Origin of the sequence: Pseudomonas sp. S36 (assembly GCF_016647875.1) — a bacterium.
Taxonomy (GTDB): domain Bacteria; phylum Pseudomonadota; class Gammaproteobacteria; order Pseudomonadales; family Pseudomonadaceae; genus Aquipseudomonas; species Aquipseudomonas parafulva.
In genome coordinates, this window is record NZ_JACVVG010000018.1 from 52,092 (window position 1) to 65,916 (window position 13,825).

At 62.9% G+C, this 13,825-nt stretch carries 13 protein-coding genes; 4 read left to right on the plus strand and 9 right to left on the minus strand.

Features of this window, described 5'->3' with window-relative positions; all coding sequences use genetic code 11:
- Positions 1 to 111: 111 nt before the first annotated feature.
- Entirely contained in the window at positions 112 to 1,872 is a 1,761-nt protein-coding gene (locus IAE36_RS12505; RefSeq protein WP_201162749.1) for an ABC transporter transmembrane domain-containing protein, read from the minus strand.
- Between the two features lie 212 nt (positions 1,873 to 2,084).
- On the opposite strand from IAE36_RS12505, the gene IAE36_RS12510 reads away from it, so the two are divergent.
- The gene (locus IAE36_RS12510; RefSeq protein WP_169338807.1) at positions 2,085 to 2,261 is read left to right on the plus strand and encodes a PA1571 family protein; all 177 of its coding nucleotides are present in this window, start codon (positions 2,085 to 2,087) and stop codon (positions 2,259 to 2,261) included.
- Positions 2,262 to 2,347: 86 nt separating this feature from the next.
- Here IAE36_RS12510 and pdxB read toward each other — a convergent pair whose 3' ends face one another.
- The 3 genes from pdxB to rlmM form a co-directional block, all read right to left on the minus strand.
- Positions 2,348 to 3,490 carry a 4-phosphoerythronate dehydrogenase PdxB gene (gene pdxB, locus IAE36_RS12515; RefSeq protein WP_201212679.1) on the minus strand — a complete coding sequence of 381 codons (1,143 nt, stop codon included), beginning with the start codon at positions 3,488 to 3,490 and terminating at the stop codon, positions 2,348 to 2,350.
- A 60-nt stretch (positions 3,491 to 3,550) separates the two neighbouring features.
- Positions 3,551 to 3,793, minus strand: a complete 243-nt coding sequence (tusA, locus tag IAE36_RS12520) for a sulfurtransferase TusA (protein WP_060482166.1) — start codon at positions 3,791 to 3,793, stop codon at positions 3,551 to 3,553.
- 136 nt (positions 3,794 to 3,929) lie between these two features.
- Positions 3,930 to 4,997 carry a 23S rRNA (cytidine(2498)-2'-O)-methyltransferase RlmM gene (gene rlmM / locus IAE36_RS12525; RefSeq protein ID WP_201212681.1) on the minus strand — a complete coding sequence of 356 codons (1,068 nt, stop codon included), beginning with the start codon at positions 4,995 to 4,997 and terminating at the stop codon, positions 3,930 to 3,932.
- A gap of 225 nt (positions 4,998 to 5,222) precedes the next feature.
- Here rlmM and acnA point away from each other — a divergent pair, with 225 nt between their 5' ends.
- Both acnA and IAE36_RS12535 read left to right on the plus strand, forming a co-directional pair.
- A complete protein-coding gene (gene acnA / locus IAE36_RS12530; RefSeq protein WP_201212683.1) occupies positions 5,223 to 7,964 on the plus strand; it encodes an aconitate hydratase AcnA in 2,742 nt (913 codons plus the stop codon).
- 243 nt (positions 7,965 to 8,207) lie between these two features.
- A complete protein-coding gene (locus IAE36_RS12535) occupies positions 8,208 to 9,773 on the plus strand; it encodes a methyl-accepting chemotaxis protein (protein WP_028632450.1) in 1,566 nt (521 codons plus the stop codon).
- A 43-nt stretch (positions 9,774 to 9,816) separates the two neighbouring features.
- Here the strand turns inward: IAE36_RS12535 and IAE36_RS12540 are convergent, their stop codons facing one another.
- From IAE36_RS12540 to IAE36_RS12560, 5 genes are all read right to left on the minus strand, one after another.
- Positions 9,817 to 10,701, minus strand: a complete 885-nt coding sequence (locus IAE36_RS12540) for a pseudouridine synthase (protein ID WP_201212686.1) — start codon at positions 10,699 to 10,701, stop codon at positions 9,817 to 9,819.
- A gap of 51 nt (positions 10,702 to 10,752) precedes the next feature.
- The gene (locus tag IAE36_RS12545; protein WP_060482161.1) at positions 10,753 to 11,061 is read right to left on the minus strand and encodes a hypothetical protein; all 309 of its coding nucleotides are present in this window, start codon (positions 11,059 to 11,061) and stop codon (positions 10,753 to 10,755) included.
- A 65-nt stretch (positions 11,062 to 11,126) separates the two neighbouring features.
- A complete protein-coding gene (locus IAE36_RS12550; RefSeq protein ID WP_201212688.1) occupies positions 11,127 to 11,558 on the minus strand; it encodes a D-Ala-D-Ala carboxypeptidase family metallohydrolase in 432 nt (143 codons plus the stop codon).
- A gap of 108 nt (positions 11,559 to 11,666) precedes the next feature.
- A complete protein-coding gene (locus IAE36_RS12555) occupies positions 11,667 to 11,906 on the minus strand; it encodes a glutaredoxin family protein (protein ID WP_060482159.1) in 240 nt (79 codons plus the stop codon).
- A gap of 70 nt (positions 11,907 to 11,976) precedes the next feature.
- Positions 11,977 to 13,185, minus strand: a complete 1,209-nt coding sequence (locus IAE36_RS12560; RefSeq protein WP_201212690.1) for an ammonium transporter — start codon at positions 13,183 to 13,185, stop codon at positions 11,977 to 11,979.
- Between the two features lie 318 nt (positions 13,186 to 13,503).
- Here IAE36_RS12560 and IAE36_RS12565 point away from each other — a divergent pair, with 318 nt between their 5' ends.
- Positions 13,504 to 13,818, plus strand: a complete 315-nt coding sequence (locus IAE36_RS12565) for a DUF883 family protein (protein ID WP_028632444.1) — start codon at positions 13,504 to 13,506, stop codon at positions 13,816 to 13,818.
- Positions 13,819 to 13,825 lie beyond the last annotated feature (7 nt).

Here is a 13,825-nt window from a genome sequence, read left to right on the forward strand (position 1 = left end):
CCAAAAAAAAGCTGCCATCAAGCAGATAGCAGCCAGTTCGAGCACGTGCACAACAGTTGGGGCAGATAGTCTCAGGCAATTACTACAAAAATATGACAACCCCGCTGCAGGCTAATCGGTATTGAACTGCAACGAAGCCAGCCGCGCATACAGCGGGCTGGTCTCGATCAACTGGCGGTGAGTGCCCACCGCAACCACGCGGCCTTTGTCGATGACTGCGATGCGGTCGGCATGCTGCACCGTCGCCAGGCGGTGGGCGATCACCAGCGTGGTCCGGCCTGCCATCAGCGCGGGGAGTGCCTGTTGAATCAGGTACTCGCTTTGCGCATCCAAGGCGCTGGTGGCCTCATCGAGCAGCAGCACCGGCGCATCCACCAACAAGGCCCGGGCTATCGCGATGCGTTGTCGCTGGCCACCGGACAGGCCGATGCCACCCTCCCCGAGGAGGGTCTGGTAACCCTGCGGCAATTGGCGGATGAACGCGTCTGCATGGGCACCCTGCGCCGCCGCTTCAACCTGCACGTCGGTGGCCTGCGGCCGGCCATAACGGATATTCGCCGCCACCGTACCGCGAAACAGCGAGGGGTTCTGCGCCACCAGGGCGAATTGCCGGCGTAACGTGTCAGGTTCGAGCTGGTCAATTGCAATGCCATCAAGCAGGATGCGCCCCTGCTGTGGGTCATGGAAGCGCAGCAGCAAGTCGAACAGGGTGGACTTGCCAGCCCCCGAAGGCCCAACCAACGCCACCGTCTGCCCAGGCTCGATCTCCAGGCTGAGGTGGTCAATGGCTGCCACTGCCGGGCGTGAGGGGTAGGCAAACACAATGTTGTGCAGCGCGATGCGCCCGCTCGCCCGCGCCAGGGGCAGTTGCTGTGCTGGTGCAGGGGGCTGGATCACACTGGTGGCGGCCAGCAGTTCGGCAATGCGCTCAGCCGCGCCCGCCGCCCGCTGCAGCTCGCCAATCACTTCGCTCAGCGTACCGAACGCACTCCCCACGATCAGGCTATAGAACACGAACGCCGCCAGCTCGCCGGCCGAAATGCGCCCAGCGATAACGTCCGTACCGCCTACCCACAACATCACCCCAATCGCCCCGAGCACCAGCATGATGACCAGCGTGATCAGCCAGGCTCGCTGGGCAATACGCTTGCGAGCCACCGAAAACGCCTCTTCGACAGCCTCGGCAAACTGCTCGCGGTCGTGGGCCTGATGGGTATAGGCCTGCACAGTCTTGATCTGGCCGAGGGTTTCGGCCACGTAACTGCCCACGTCCGCCACCCGGTCCTGGCTCAGGCGCGACAGGCTGCGTACCCGGCGACCGAACAACAGAATCGGGGCGAGCACCACTGGCAGCGTCACCACCACGATACTGGTCAGTTTGGGGTTGGTGATGAACAGCACAATCACCCCGCCGATCACCATCAACGCATTACGCAGGAACATGGACAGGGACGAACCGATCACCGACTGCAGCAAGGTGGTATCGGCGGTCAGCCGCGACTGTATTTCGGAGCTGCGGTTGTCTTCGAAAAACCCAGGGTGCAGCGTCAGCAGGTGGTCGAACACCGCCCGACGGATATCCGCCACACAGCGCTCGCCAATCCACGACACCAGGTAAAAGCGGCTGAACGTTCCCAACGCCAGAGCAACAACCAACGCCATGAACAGCGCGATAGTCTGGTTGAGCTGGTGCACCGACCCGGTCATGAACCCCTGATCCACCAGCAACCGTATGCCTTGCCCCATGGACAGGGTAATGGCTGCGGTCACAACCAGTGCCAGCAGCGCCAGCAGCACGCGCTGGCGGTAGGGGCGAACGAACTGCCAGGCCAGGCGCAAGGCGCGGCGTGGGCGAGCATCGGAGTGAGGCATGGGGGTTATCACAAAAAGGTGGGCCCTCCAGCCTACCACTCATCCCCCCTCATGGAACTGCCGCAGGCTGCTATAGCCTATCGATCTAACCCTGGTATGGAGCTTTTGCGCCGTATCTGTTGCACTGTGCCTGCCTGGCCCGCGAGAGGCTTGTCACCGCCTGGTCATGGCGCAGGGTTAACCTGATTCCGTCACTGAAGAGGAGACCATGCATGAACGTGCAATCCAACCACGACCACCACGCCAAGCCTGGGTGCGCACCGCAGCAAAAGGTCGCCGGCGCCCTGATCGACGCACAGGGGCGTGAGGTACCCATCACCGAGCAGATGATCCAGCAGGCCTGCAAAGCCCTGGAAGAAAGCCGGGTGGAACGCGTACGCAAGGACTGATTGGCGAATTTCTGTAACCCGGCACCTGTGCCGGGTTTTTTTCGCCCGCTAGATGGCGATGTTCGCCACCCCCTGCTCGGCTGCTTTCAAACCAGCCTTGCGCCCAACGCCCCTACCATCTGCACCAATTGCGGCGAGTCTCCACGCACATGAACGGCCAGGCCCTCGATTTCCCGACGCGGCGGGTAGTGCTTGCGCAGCTGGTCGAACGCTGCGCGTTGCCGTTGGCTGTCGTCACTGAGGCTGCGGCGCAAATCCGCATCGTCGCGGCGTGGGTCATAGACCGCACGGCACAGGGTAGCCAGTGCCCATTGCAGATCCGCACCGGCATCCAGCTCGATCTGCGCCAGCGGCGGGCGTGGCAGCAGGTCGGCCAGCGCCACCTGCTCATCAACGCCCAAGTAGCGGCACAGCGCCTGGTAGATCTGTGCGGTACCGCGCTGGCGGCCATCAAGGCTGTAGCCTGCGATATGCGGGGTGGCCAGCGTGCACAGGTCGGCCAATGGCAGGTCGACCTCCGGCTCCCCTTCCCACACGTCCAATACAGCGTGCACATCGGCACGCGCGTTCAGCAGTTCGCGCAAGGCTGCATTGTCGATCACGGGCCCGCGGCTGGCATTGAGCACCCAGGCACCGGGGCGCAGGCGGGCCAGTTGCGGCTGGCCGAGCAGATGCCAGGTAGGGCAATCCCCGCCGCGCTGCAGGGGCGTATGCAGGCTGATCACATCGCAGTGTTCCAGGATGGCATCAAGGCTGACGTAATCACCGTCCTCGGCAGCCTGGCGCGGCGGGTCGCACACCATGACCTTCCACCCCAGGCCACGCAGTACGCGCACCAGCCGCCCGCCCACCTCACCGGCGCCCACCACACCGTAGACCTTGTCAGGCAGCGCAACCCCTTCGAGGTCGGCAAGTGTCAGCAGGCTGCCCAATACGTAATCCACCACGCCTCGGGCATTGCAGCCAGGGGCGCTGCTCCAGCGGATACCGGCTTCGGTAAAGTAATCGAGGTCGAGGTGGTCGGTGCCAATGGTGCACGTACCCACGAAGCGCACGCGGCTGCCTTCAAGCAGTTGGCGATCCACCTTGGTGACGGAGCGTACCAGCAGAATGTCGGCATCCCTGACGCTGGCAGCATCGAGCCCCCGCCCTGGGTATCGGCGTATCTCGCCGAAGCCCTGGAAGAATGCATCGAGCAGCGGGATATTCTCGTCGGCAACTATCAGCATGGCGCTCTCCTGTCTGGGGAGCGCAGTGTAGGCGCAACGCGGGGTGTGTTCCAGAGCGCTTCAGTCGGCTTTCTTGCGGATCCAGTACAGGAAGGTGCCAGCCTCTTCCTGTTGCTGCAGCAGTTCGTGGCCAAGAAAGTTGCAGAACTTGGGGATGTCGCGGCGCGTGGAGGGGTCGGTGGCGATGACCTTGAGCAGGCCGCCTGCGGCCAGATCACGCACGTGCTGGTGCAGCATCATCACCGGTTCAGGGCAATTCAGGCCCGTGGCGTCGAGGGTGGCATCAGGGGTGAAGTCGGTCATGGAGGGCTCCGCAAAATGATTGCCATTGTCGCGCATTGTTCGGTGTGGACCAAGCTGGATGGTGCTCGCCTCGATAATGGTTTTGCCTGCAAGACCAAGCACCACCGCCCAAACCAAGGCAAGCCCGTGGTTACCATCACTGGCGCGGTTTCAGATCCAACCGGCGCAAGTGACACGTCACTTCCTCACGGTCATGGTAAAGCTGCTTGCAAGCAATCGACACCTTCACCTTGCTCGCCTTGAACGTCGCCTCCATCCGATCCAGCAACCGCCGCACCTCTGCATACCGCTGCTTCATCGGCAACTTGAGGTTGACTACCGCCTCCCGACACAGCCCTTCCCCTAACCACGTCTCGATCAACGAAGTGGTCCGCGCCGGTTTCTCGACGATGTCACACACCATCCAGTCCACCGCCTGCTTCGGCCGCCAGGTGAAACCATCGGCCATCAAATGCTGTACCAACCCCGTGTCCATGAGGCTTTCTGCCATAGGCCCGTTATCGATGGCCGTGACCAGCATGCCCCGTCGCACCAGCTGATACGTCCAGCCGCCAGGCGAAGCACCCAGGTCCACCCCCGTCATGTCGTCGCCCAGGCGCTGCTCCCACTGGTCCCGCGGGATGAACTGGTGCCAGGCTTCTTCCAGCTTCAACGTCGAACGGCTGGGCGCCTCGCGGGGGAACTTCAGGCGCGGGATGCCCATTGGCCAAAGCGCGCTGTTGGCAGGCGGTGCACTCCCGGCAAACACCCGTCGGCCGCTGATGAAGGTCAGCAGCAAGCGCGGGCGTGAGGTGTCCTCGACCAGCCGGCCAGCCTTCTCCAGCGCCTTGCGCAACGGCGCCTCGAACTTGCGGCAGAACGTGGACAGTTCCTTGCCGTCATTGCTGTCCAGCACTTCCAGCCAAAGGCTGCCGAACACTGGCTGGCCCGCCAGCTGCTCCAGCAGCACACTGATACGGTCGGTTTCCGGCAACTCGATGTACCCACCACATGCCCACTGCCGCGCAAAGATCAGCTGGCTGAAGCGCAGCGCGCCCATCAGCCGCTCGGCAGCGCCCGCCTCGCTACAGACGAACTCGGCGCAGGCGCCATGCGCCTTGCCCTTGGCGTAACCGGCGATGCCCGCACGGGCAGCATGCTCGCTGATCTCGGCGCACACCTCGCCCTCGAAACCGGGCCGGCAATGCATGAACAGGGTATTCATCTCTCACTCCACGACGGCTGGCGCACCCAAGGCGCCGGCGGGGCCGCGATGATAAAGGAAGTTCGGAACCTGCGACATGCCCCGCCGGTCCAGAAAAGGGTCAGGTAACGCAAACCGGACTAACCTGACCATTCAGCCAGGCCCGTGCCGTGCGGGCTGGTACACAGCGGTGCTACCGGCAACCCTTTGAGTCGTTGCCCGGCACCGGCGCAGAAGGAGTTGGCAATGCCCTCGCTCGATAGCCTGAAAACCCTCAAGCCGCTACAAGTCGGCAACCAGACCTACCACTATTTCAGCCTTGCCGAGGCCGCCCGCCAGTTGGGTGACCTGCAGCGCCTGCCCATGTCGCTGAAAGTGCTGCTGGAAAACCTGCTGCGCTGGGAGGACGGCAAAACCGTCACCCGCGACGACCTGCAAGCGCTGGCCCAGTGGCTGACCGAGCGCCGCTCGGACCGCGAGATCCAGTATCGCCCTGCGCGCGTGCTGATGCAGGACTTTACCGGCGTCCCTGCAGTGGTCGACCTGGCCGCCATGCGCGCGGCCATGGCCAAGGCCGGCGGTGACCCGCAACGCATCAACCCGCTGTCGCCAGTGGACCTGGTTATTGACCACTCGGTGATGGTCGACCACTACGGCACTGCACAGGCCTTTGGCGAAAACGTCGACATCGAAATGCAGCGTAACGGCGAGCGCTACGCATTCCTGCGCTGGGGCCAAAGTGCCTTCGACAACTTCAGCGTGGTACCACCGGGCACCGGCATCTGCCACCAGGTCAACCTTGAATACCTGGGCCGTACGGTCTGGACCCGCGAGGCGGACGGCCGTACCTACGCGTTCCCCGACACGCTGGTGGGCACCGACTCGCACACCACCATGATCAATGGCCTGGGCGTGCTGGGCTGGGGTGTGGGCGGCATCGAAGCGGAAGCGGCGATGCTCGGCCAGCCGGTGTCGATGCTGATACCGCAGGTGATTGGCTTCAAGCTGACCGGCAAGCTGCGCGAAGGCATCACCGCCACCGACCTGGTGCTGACGGTGACCCAAATGCTGCGCAAGAAAGGTGTGGTGGGCAAGTTCGTCGAATTCTACGGCGACGGCCTGGCCGAGTTGCCCCTGGCCGACCGTGCAACCATCGCCAACATGGCACCAGAATACGGCGCCACGTGCGGTTTCTTCCCGGTCGATGATGTAACCCTGGACTACCTGCGGCTGTCGGGCCGGCCGGCTGCCACCGTGGAACTGGTGGAGCACTACTGCAAGGCCCAGGGGCTGTGGCGCCTACCGGGCCAGGAACCGTTGTTCAGCGACACGCTGGCCCTGGACATGCACGATGTGGAATCCAGCCTGGCAGGGCCCAAGCGCCCGCAGGATCGGGTAGCACTGGGCCAGGTCAGCCAGGCCTTCGACCACTTCATCGAACTGCAGCCCAAACCGCTTGCCCGCGAAGTCGGGCGGCTGGAGAGCGAGGGCGGCGGCGGCGTGGCCGTTGGCAATGCTGACCAGGCCGGCGAAATCGACTACAGCCACCAAGGGCAGACCCACACACTGCGCGACGGCGCCGTGGTCATTGCGGCCATCACCTCCTGCACCAACACGTCCAACCCCAGCGTCATGATGGCGGCAGGCCTGGTTGCCAAAAAGGCCCTGGAAAAAGGCCTGCAACGCAAGCCGTGGGTCAAAAGCTCGCTGGCCCCTGGTTCGAAGGTGGTCACGGAGTACTTCCACGCGGCCGGGCTTACGCCCTACCTCGACGAACTGGGCTTCGACCTGGTGGGCTATGGCTGCACCACCTGTATCGGTAACTCCGGGCCGCTGGACGAACCGATTGAAAAAGCCATTGCCAACGCCGACCTGACCGTCGCCTCGGTGCTGTCGGGCAACCGCAACTTCGAAGGCAGGGTGCACCCACTGGTCAAGACCAACTGGCTGGCCTCCCCGCCCCTGGTGGTGGCCTATGCCCTGGCTGGCAGTGTGCGCGTGGACCTGACCAAGGACCCGCTGGGCACCGACAAGCATGGCCAACCTGTCTACCTGAAGGACATCTGGCCCACCCAGCAGGAAGTGGCTGCTGCGGTAGCCAAGGTCGATACCGCGATGTTCCACAAGGAGTACGCCGAGGTGTTTGCCGGCGATGCACAGTGGCAGGCTATCGAAGTGCCGCAGGCAGCGACCTATGTGTGGCAAGACGACTCCACCTATATCCAGCACCCGCCCTTCTTCGAGGGGATCGAGGGCCCCGCCCCGCAGATCACCGACATCCGTGGCGCGCGCATACTGGCGCTGTTGGGCGACTCGGTCACCACCGACCACATCTCGCCCGCGGGCAACATCAAGGCCGACAGCCCGGCAGGGCGTTATTTGCGTGACAAAGGGGTGGAACCCAGGGATTTCAACTCCTACGGATCGCGCCGCGGCAACCACGAAGTGATGATGCGGGGCACCTTTGCCAACATCCGTATCCGCAATGAAATGCTTGGCGGCGAGGAAGGCGGTAACACCTTGTACGTACCCACGGGTGAGAAACTGTCCATATACGATGCCGCCATGCGCTACCAGCAGGACGGCACGCCGCTGGTGGTGATTGCCGGCCAGGAGTACGGCACTGGCTCCAGCCGCGACTGGGCGGCCAAGGGCACCAACCTGCTGGGGGTCAAGGCTGTGCTTGCCGAGAGCTTCGAGCGTATCCACCGCTCAAACCTGGTCGGCATGGGCGTGCTCCCCCTGCAGTTCAAGGCTGGGCAAGACCGCAAGCAGCTGGGCCTCACCGGCAGGGAGCAGGTCGAGCTAACCGGCCTTGAAGGCGTGCACATTCACCCCGGCATGAGCTTGCCACTGCGCATCACCCGCGAGGATGGGCAACAGCTGGACATCGAGGTGTTGTGCCGCATCGACACCCTCAATGAAGTGGAATACTTCAAGGCCGGCGGCATTCTGCATTACGTGTTGCGCCAACTCATAGCGGCGTGAAGGCAATGGGGCATCTGCGCCTTCCGCGCAGGTGCCCCGACAATCAACGCAATGAATAGTTCACCGCGCCATCACTTAAACGCAATAAAAAGCGCGTTATTGCGGCTATCAGCTGCGAACTTTCACGTTCGGTAATTCAAGTGCTTCACTGGCGTATTGCCTTGGATCAACCCCTGCAAATATTCCCTCAACAAAACACGCGGCGTGCCGATAGCCCTCCAAAGCCCCGCGGACATCCAAGCCATGCGTAACAACCAGCCGATTACCCAGAGAGAACGGACTTTCCCTGCCAAGCAGCGGTTGATCTCCACCACCAATGCCAAAGGCGTTATTACCTACTGCAACGATGCGTTCATCGAAATCAGCGGTTTTACCCGCGATGAGCTGATGGGTGCGCCGCATAACCTGGTCCGTCACCCCGACGTGCCGCCCGCCGTCTTTGCCCACATGTGGCAAACCCTCAAGCAGGGCCAGCCCTGGATGGGTATCGTCAAGAACCGCTGCAAGACCGGCGACCATTACTGGGTCAATGCCTATGTCACACCGGTTTTCGAAAACAACGAGGTTGTCGGTTTCGAATCGGTCAGGGTCAAGCCGACCGCTGAGCAGATCCGCCGCGCCGAGGCGTTGTACAAGCGCATCAACCAGGGCAAACCCGCAGTTCCGCGCCGCGACCGCTGGCTGCCGGTGCTGCAGGACTGGCTGCCGTTCATTCTGATCAGCCAGATCGGCTTCCTGATTGGCATATGGCTGGGGCACTCTTGGGGGTTCGCGTTGGCCGCGGCGCTTTCCGTGCCCCTGGGCCTGCTGGGCCTGACCTGGCAGCAGCGCGGGCTCAAGCGCCTGCTGCGCCTGGCTGAACAGACCACGTCCGACCCACTGATCGCGCAAATGTACACCGACAGCCGCGGGGTGCAGGCACGCCTGGAAATGGCCATGCTGAGCCAGGACGCACGCATGAAAACCTGCCTGACCCGCCTGCAGGATACCGCCGAGCACTTGAGCGATCAGGCGCGTCAATCCGATGTACTGGCACACAAGAGCTCTTCGGGGCTGGAACGCCAGCGGGTGGAAACCGAGCAGGTTGCTGCCGCCGTCAACCAGATGGCCGCCACTACCCAGGAAGTGGCCAACCACGTGCAACGCACCGCCGATGCCACCCAGGAGGCCAACCGCCTTACTGGCCAGGGTCGGCAGATTGCGGGTGAAACCCGTGAAGCTATCGAGCGCCTGTCGGCGGCAGTTGGCGAAACCGGGCAGACCGTGACTCAGCTGGCCAAGGACAGCGACGAGATCGGCGGCGTGGTGGATGTGATCAAAGGCATTGCCGACCAGACCAACCTGCTGGCCCTCAACGCAGCCATCGAGGCAGCGCGCGCGGGTGAGATGGGGCGTGGTTTCGCGGTGGTCGCCGATGAGGTGCGCCAGTTGGCCCAGCGTACTGCCGAGTCCACTGGGCAGATCCACAGCCTGATCGCCAAGCTGCAACAGACCGCCAGCAATGCCGTCACCACCATGGAAAGCGGCCACCGTCAGGCGCAGGAGGGGGTGGATCGGGTGATGCAGGCCGACGAGGCACTGGTGGGCATCAGTGAGGCGGTGGCCAACATCACCGACATGGCCACACAGATTGCTGCCGCAACCGAAGAACAGACCGCAGTGGCCGACGAGATCAGCCGCAACATCAGCACCATTGCCGACCTTGCTGACCAAACGGCCGAGCAGGCGCAACATTCGGCGCTGTTGAGCGAGGAGCTGAACACCACTGCCGGCAGCCAGTATTCGCTGGTGGAGCGGTTCAACCGCTGATTCCGGTGCCTCAGGCGCCCGTTATCGGGCGCCCCTGCAGGCGTTACCAGTCGAGTTGCAGACCGCTCTGGAAATAGCGTTCCTCGCCAGAAAGCGGGTCGACAAAACGCAAGCTCTGAGCCAATAGCTTCAGCGGTTGCTGGTAATCATCTTCGACAGTGCGCAGGTGGGGGTAGAAAGGATCGTTGCTGATACCCGCCCCCAACGCGGCCATGTGAACCCGCAGTTGGTGGGTCTTGCCAGTTACCGGGGACAGGCCGTAGCGCCATAGCCCGCCATTCTTTTCCAGCACCTCAGCCACGGTTTCGCTGTTGGCCTGCCCGTCCACCTCATGCATGCGGAAAAACGGCTCACCGTGCTCCAGACGGCTTTTATGCACCAGCGGAAAGCTGTGCTGCGGCATGGCGGCGGCAATGGCCTGATAGCGTTTTTCGATACGCCGCTCAGGGAACAGCCGCTGGTAGGCGCTGCGGGAGTTCGGGTTGGCAGAAAACAGCACCAGGCCCGCAGTATGGCGGTCTATCCGGTGCAACGGGACCAGGTTCGGATTGCCGAGGCGGCGGATCAAGCGGCGCAGCAGCGTTTGCTCCACGTATTCGCCGCCAGGTGTCACGGGCAGGAAATGCGGTTTGTCGGCCACCACAAGGTGTTCGTCAGCATGCAGCACCACTTCCTGGGCAGGGATGACCCGCTCATTGGGCACCTCGCGAAAATAATGCAGGCGCATGCCCCGCTTGTACGGCAGGCTGGCCGCTACCGGCCGCCCCTGCGCATCCAGCACCCGGCCACGGGCAAAACGGTCGAGCCACTGGCTACGGTCGATGGCCTTGAAGTGATCGCACAAGCAGTCGAGCACGGTTGCCCAGCCCCCCGGTGGCAAGCACACCGTGCTGGCTTGCTGCTGGGCGGGGTCGAAGGGCGTGGTCATGGCATGGCTCGAAGCGGGTAAGGCCGCGCATTATCCCCCATGCCTGCGCTGTCAGCCAGCCTGGGCCAACGCCTCGCTGCGTGCCTTCAACCACCGCAACACCTGCACGGGCTCCCAGCGCCCCGGGTCGTAGAGGGCGTACAGCAGCCCCTCATAACCCACCACATCGAGGCCACGGTGGTACCCCGCACGCTGGAACAAGGCCTCGATCTCGGCAAAACAGGTATTGAAATGCACTTTGCCAAAAGGCGTGAGGTTGTCGGTCACCAGCCCTTCGAGGCGCAGCTCCAGGACAGCGTCGGCCACCCGCTCGACAGGCATGCGGTTGACGCTGTACTTCAATTGCTCGACATTGAGCATGGATTCACCTCGATACTGTATTTATATACAGCATACGAACATCCCTCCGTGGTCGTCAATGCACCCTATTGCAGGCCGGGCAGGTAACCGCTGCCCTTGCGTATGGTCAACACCTGCCGCCTTGGCGCCCCACGGCTGACTGACAGGTGCACCCACTTGTCGAACTCCAGAATCAGCTGGTCGAACCCAATGGGGCTGTCGCAGATGCGCTGTACTGTTTCACGCGGGCATACCTCGATGACCGTGAAATCGGCCGCAAGCCCCTGCACATGCTGGCTTTTGGCGGAGCCACCAATCAACGTGTTAAGGCGCTCGCTGCGGTAGCCACTGCTAATGATGATGGGGGCGTCGAACAGCGCGCGCACCTGCTCGAGGGTGTTGCACAGCAGTTTGAGATTGTCGACCACAGGGCGTGGCGGGGTGTTGTCGAACCCGTCCCGGGCGGCTAGCTGGGACACGATCATTTCCCTGAGGGTGAAGTGCGGGGTAAGCAGCATGACAGGCGATTCCGATGAAGGTTGACTAGGTCGGCACCCGTGTGCCGCCGGCCAATCATTCACCCAACACCGCCCACTTGGAGCAGGGTCAGGGATCCTCCAGGGGCCTCATTGCTCCAGGAAAGCCACGACCTGTTCGGCATCGAATGGCCAGTGCAACTCACCCCCGTTGTCGCAACGGCGCAACACCGGGATGACCAGCCCGTAGCGCTCGAACAGCGCCTCGTTGTCGGCAATGTCCACCAGCTCGACCAACAGGCCATGGTCGACGAAAGGCATCAGCACAGCCTCCGCCACCTCGCACAGGTGGCAGCCAAGGGTGCCGAACAATTGGCATTCAGGCAGCATGGGGCGGGCTCCGTTGCATGTGCAGAACGCTATTCTAGGCCGTTAACGCTGCCCCTGCACCCGAACCTGATCAATCCTGGGTAGTGGCGCCGATGCGGTGCAGCGACAGGTCAGCCCCCTCGAATTCCTGCTCGTGGCTCAAGCGCAAGCCAAGCACGGCGCGCACCGTGCCATACACCGCAAACCCACCGGCCAGCGCCACCACCACCCCGGCCAGGGTACCCAACAGCTGGCTCCACAGGCTGACCCCCCCCAAACCACCCAACGCGGTCTGGCCGAAGATGCCACACGCCACCCCACCCCAGACCCCACACAGGCCGTGCAAGGGCCACACGCCCAGTACGTCATCGATCTTCCAGCGGTTCTGCGCGGCGGTGAAGGTCCAGACGAACAGCACACCGGCCACCAGGCCGGTCGCCAGTGCACCGGCCGGGTGCATCACGTCAGAACCCGCACAGATGGCAACCAGCCCCGCCAGCGGCCCGTTATGCAGGAACCCTGGGTCATTGCGCCCGGCCAGCAGTGCCGACAAGGTGCCACCCACCATGGCCATCAGCGAGTTGATCGCCACCAGCCCGCTGACCCCTTGCAGCGTCTGAGCGCTCATCACATTGAAGCCGAACCAGCCGATGATCAGGATCCACGAGCCCAGCGCCAGGAACGGTATGCTGGAAGGCGCAAATGCCACTAGGCGGCCGTCCCGATAACGCCCACGGCGTGGCCCCAACAGCACGACTGCGGCCAGTGCCAGCCAGCCGCCCATGGCATGCACCACGATGGAGCCGGCGAAATCGTGAAACGGTGCAGCAAACCGGGCCTGCAGCCAAGCTTGTACACCCAGGTTGCCATTCCAGACCATGCCTTCGAAGAACGGGTAGACGAATGCCACGATCACTGCCGTGGCGCACAACTGCGGTACAAACCGTGCTCGCTCAGCGATACCGCCCGAAATAATTGCCGGGATCGCAGCAGCAAAGGTCAGCAGGAAGAAACACTTGACCAGCGCATACCCCTGGTCAGCGGCGAGCGCGGCCGCCGGCTGGAAAAAATTCACGCCGTAGGCTATCCAGTAACCGATGAAGAAGTACACCAGCGCCGAAACGGCGAAGTCGCTAAGGATCTTTGACAATGCGTTGACCTGGTTCTTGTAACGCACCGTGCCCACTTCAAGAAACGCGAAGCCGGCGTGCATGGCCAGCACCAGAATGGCCCCCATCAGAATGAACAGGGTGTTGGAACCGTGGACCAGTGAGTCCATCGCGCTGAGCGGATTTTCCATGGGGTTGGCAGACCTGCGAAAAAGCACCAGGACAGCTCATGGGGCCGCAGGCATGCACCATCACGGTGCCGGTATGGTCCATTCCAGAAAATGGACCCGCGCTGCGAAGTCGCTCATGGCCGTCAAGGCGAATTGGGTTAGGGTTTAGCGCCAGGGCCTCGGATGGGCGCCCCTGATCGGCGCAAACAGGGCTTGCAGCGCACCATGGCGAAGCAGCCCTCAGGCAAACCCATAGCAAAGGTCATACCAGCTGACACACTTGAACCTTCGGGTGTGCCATCACTCGAAGTACCATCATTGATTGACAGGGAGAGACACATGGCCAGCAAATCGGCAAAGCATGCACAAGAAGTACTGATGGCTGACTTCCAGGCCTTGGTGCGCGACACGGAAAAGTTGCTGGCCGACACTGCCAACCTGGCAGGCGACCAGGCTGACGAATTGCGCGAGCAGATCCATGAGCGTCTGGCCCAGGCCCGCGAAACCCTGCACGAGACACAGGAGTCGGTGCGTGAGCGTGGTGAAGCAGCGCTCGGCACGGCCGAACTGTATGTTCAGGAAAAGCCCTGGCACGCTATCGGCATCGCCGCGGGCGTGGGGCTGTTGATCGGCTTGCTGGCCAACCGGCGTTAAGGGGTCT

What these genes read in the sequence shown, in the direction of transcription:
- IAE36_RS12505 (WP_201162749.1), bottom strand. Translation starts at nt 1,872, where the DNA reads ATGCCTCACTCCGATGCTCGCCCACGCCGCGCCTTGCGCCTGGCCTGG.
- IAE36_RS12510 (WP_169338807.1), top strand. Translation starts at nt 2,085, where the DNA reads ATGAACGTGCAATCCAACCACGACCACCACGCCAAGCCTGGGTGCGCA.
- pdxB (WP_201212679.1), bottom strand. Translation starts at nt 3,490, where the DNA reads ATGCTGATAGTTGCCGACGAGAATATCCCGCTGCTCGATGCATTCTTC.
- tusA (WP_060482166.1), bottom strand. Translation starts at nt 3,793, where the DNA reads ATGACCGACTTCACCCCTGATGCCACCCTCGACGCCACGGGCCTGAAT.
- rlmM (WP_201212681.1), bottom strand. Translation starts at nt 4,997, where the DNA reads ATGAATACCCTGTTCATGCATTGCCGGCCCGGTTTCGAGGGCGAGGTG.
- acnA (WP_201212683.1), top strand. Translation starts at nt 5,223, where the DNA reads ATGCCCTCGCTCGATAGCCTGAAAACCCTCAAGCCGCTACAAGTCGGC.
- IAE36_RS12535 (WP_028632450.1), top strand. Translation starts at nt 8,208, where the DNA reads ATGCGTAACAACCAGCCGATTACCCAGAGAGAACGGACTTTCCCTGCC.
- IAE36_RS12540 (WP_201212686.1), bottom strand. Translation starts at nt 10,701, where the DNA reads ATGACCACGCCCTTCGACCCCGCCCAGCAGCAAGCCAGCACGGTGTGC.
- IAE36_RS12545 (WP_060482161.1), bottom strand. Translation starts at nt 11,061, where the DNA reads ATGCTCAATGTCGAGCAATTGAAGTACAGCGTCAACCGCATGCCTGTC.
- IAE36_RS12550 (WP_201212688.1), bottom strand. Translation starts at nt 11,558, where the DNA reads ATGCTGCTTACCCCGCACTTCACCCTCAGGGAAATGATCGTGTCCCAG.
- IAE36_RS12555 (WP_060482159.1), bottom strand. Translation starts at nt 11,906, where the DNA reads ATGCTGCCTGAATGCCAATTGTTCGGCACCCTTGGCTGCCACCTGTGC.
- IAE36_RS12560 (WP_201212690.1), bottom strand. Translation starts at nt 13,185, where the DNA reads ATGGAAAATCCGCTCAGCGCGATGGACTCACTGGTCCACGGTTCCAAC.
- IAE36_RS12565 (WP_028632444.1), top strand. Translation starts at nt 13,504, where the DNA reads ATGGCCAGCAAATCGGCAAAGCATGCACAAGAAGTACTGATGGCTGAC.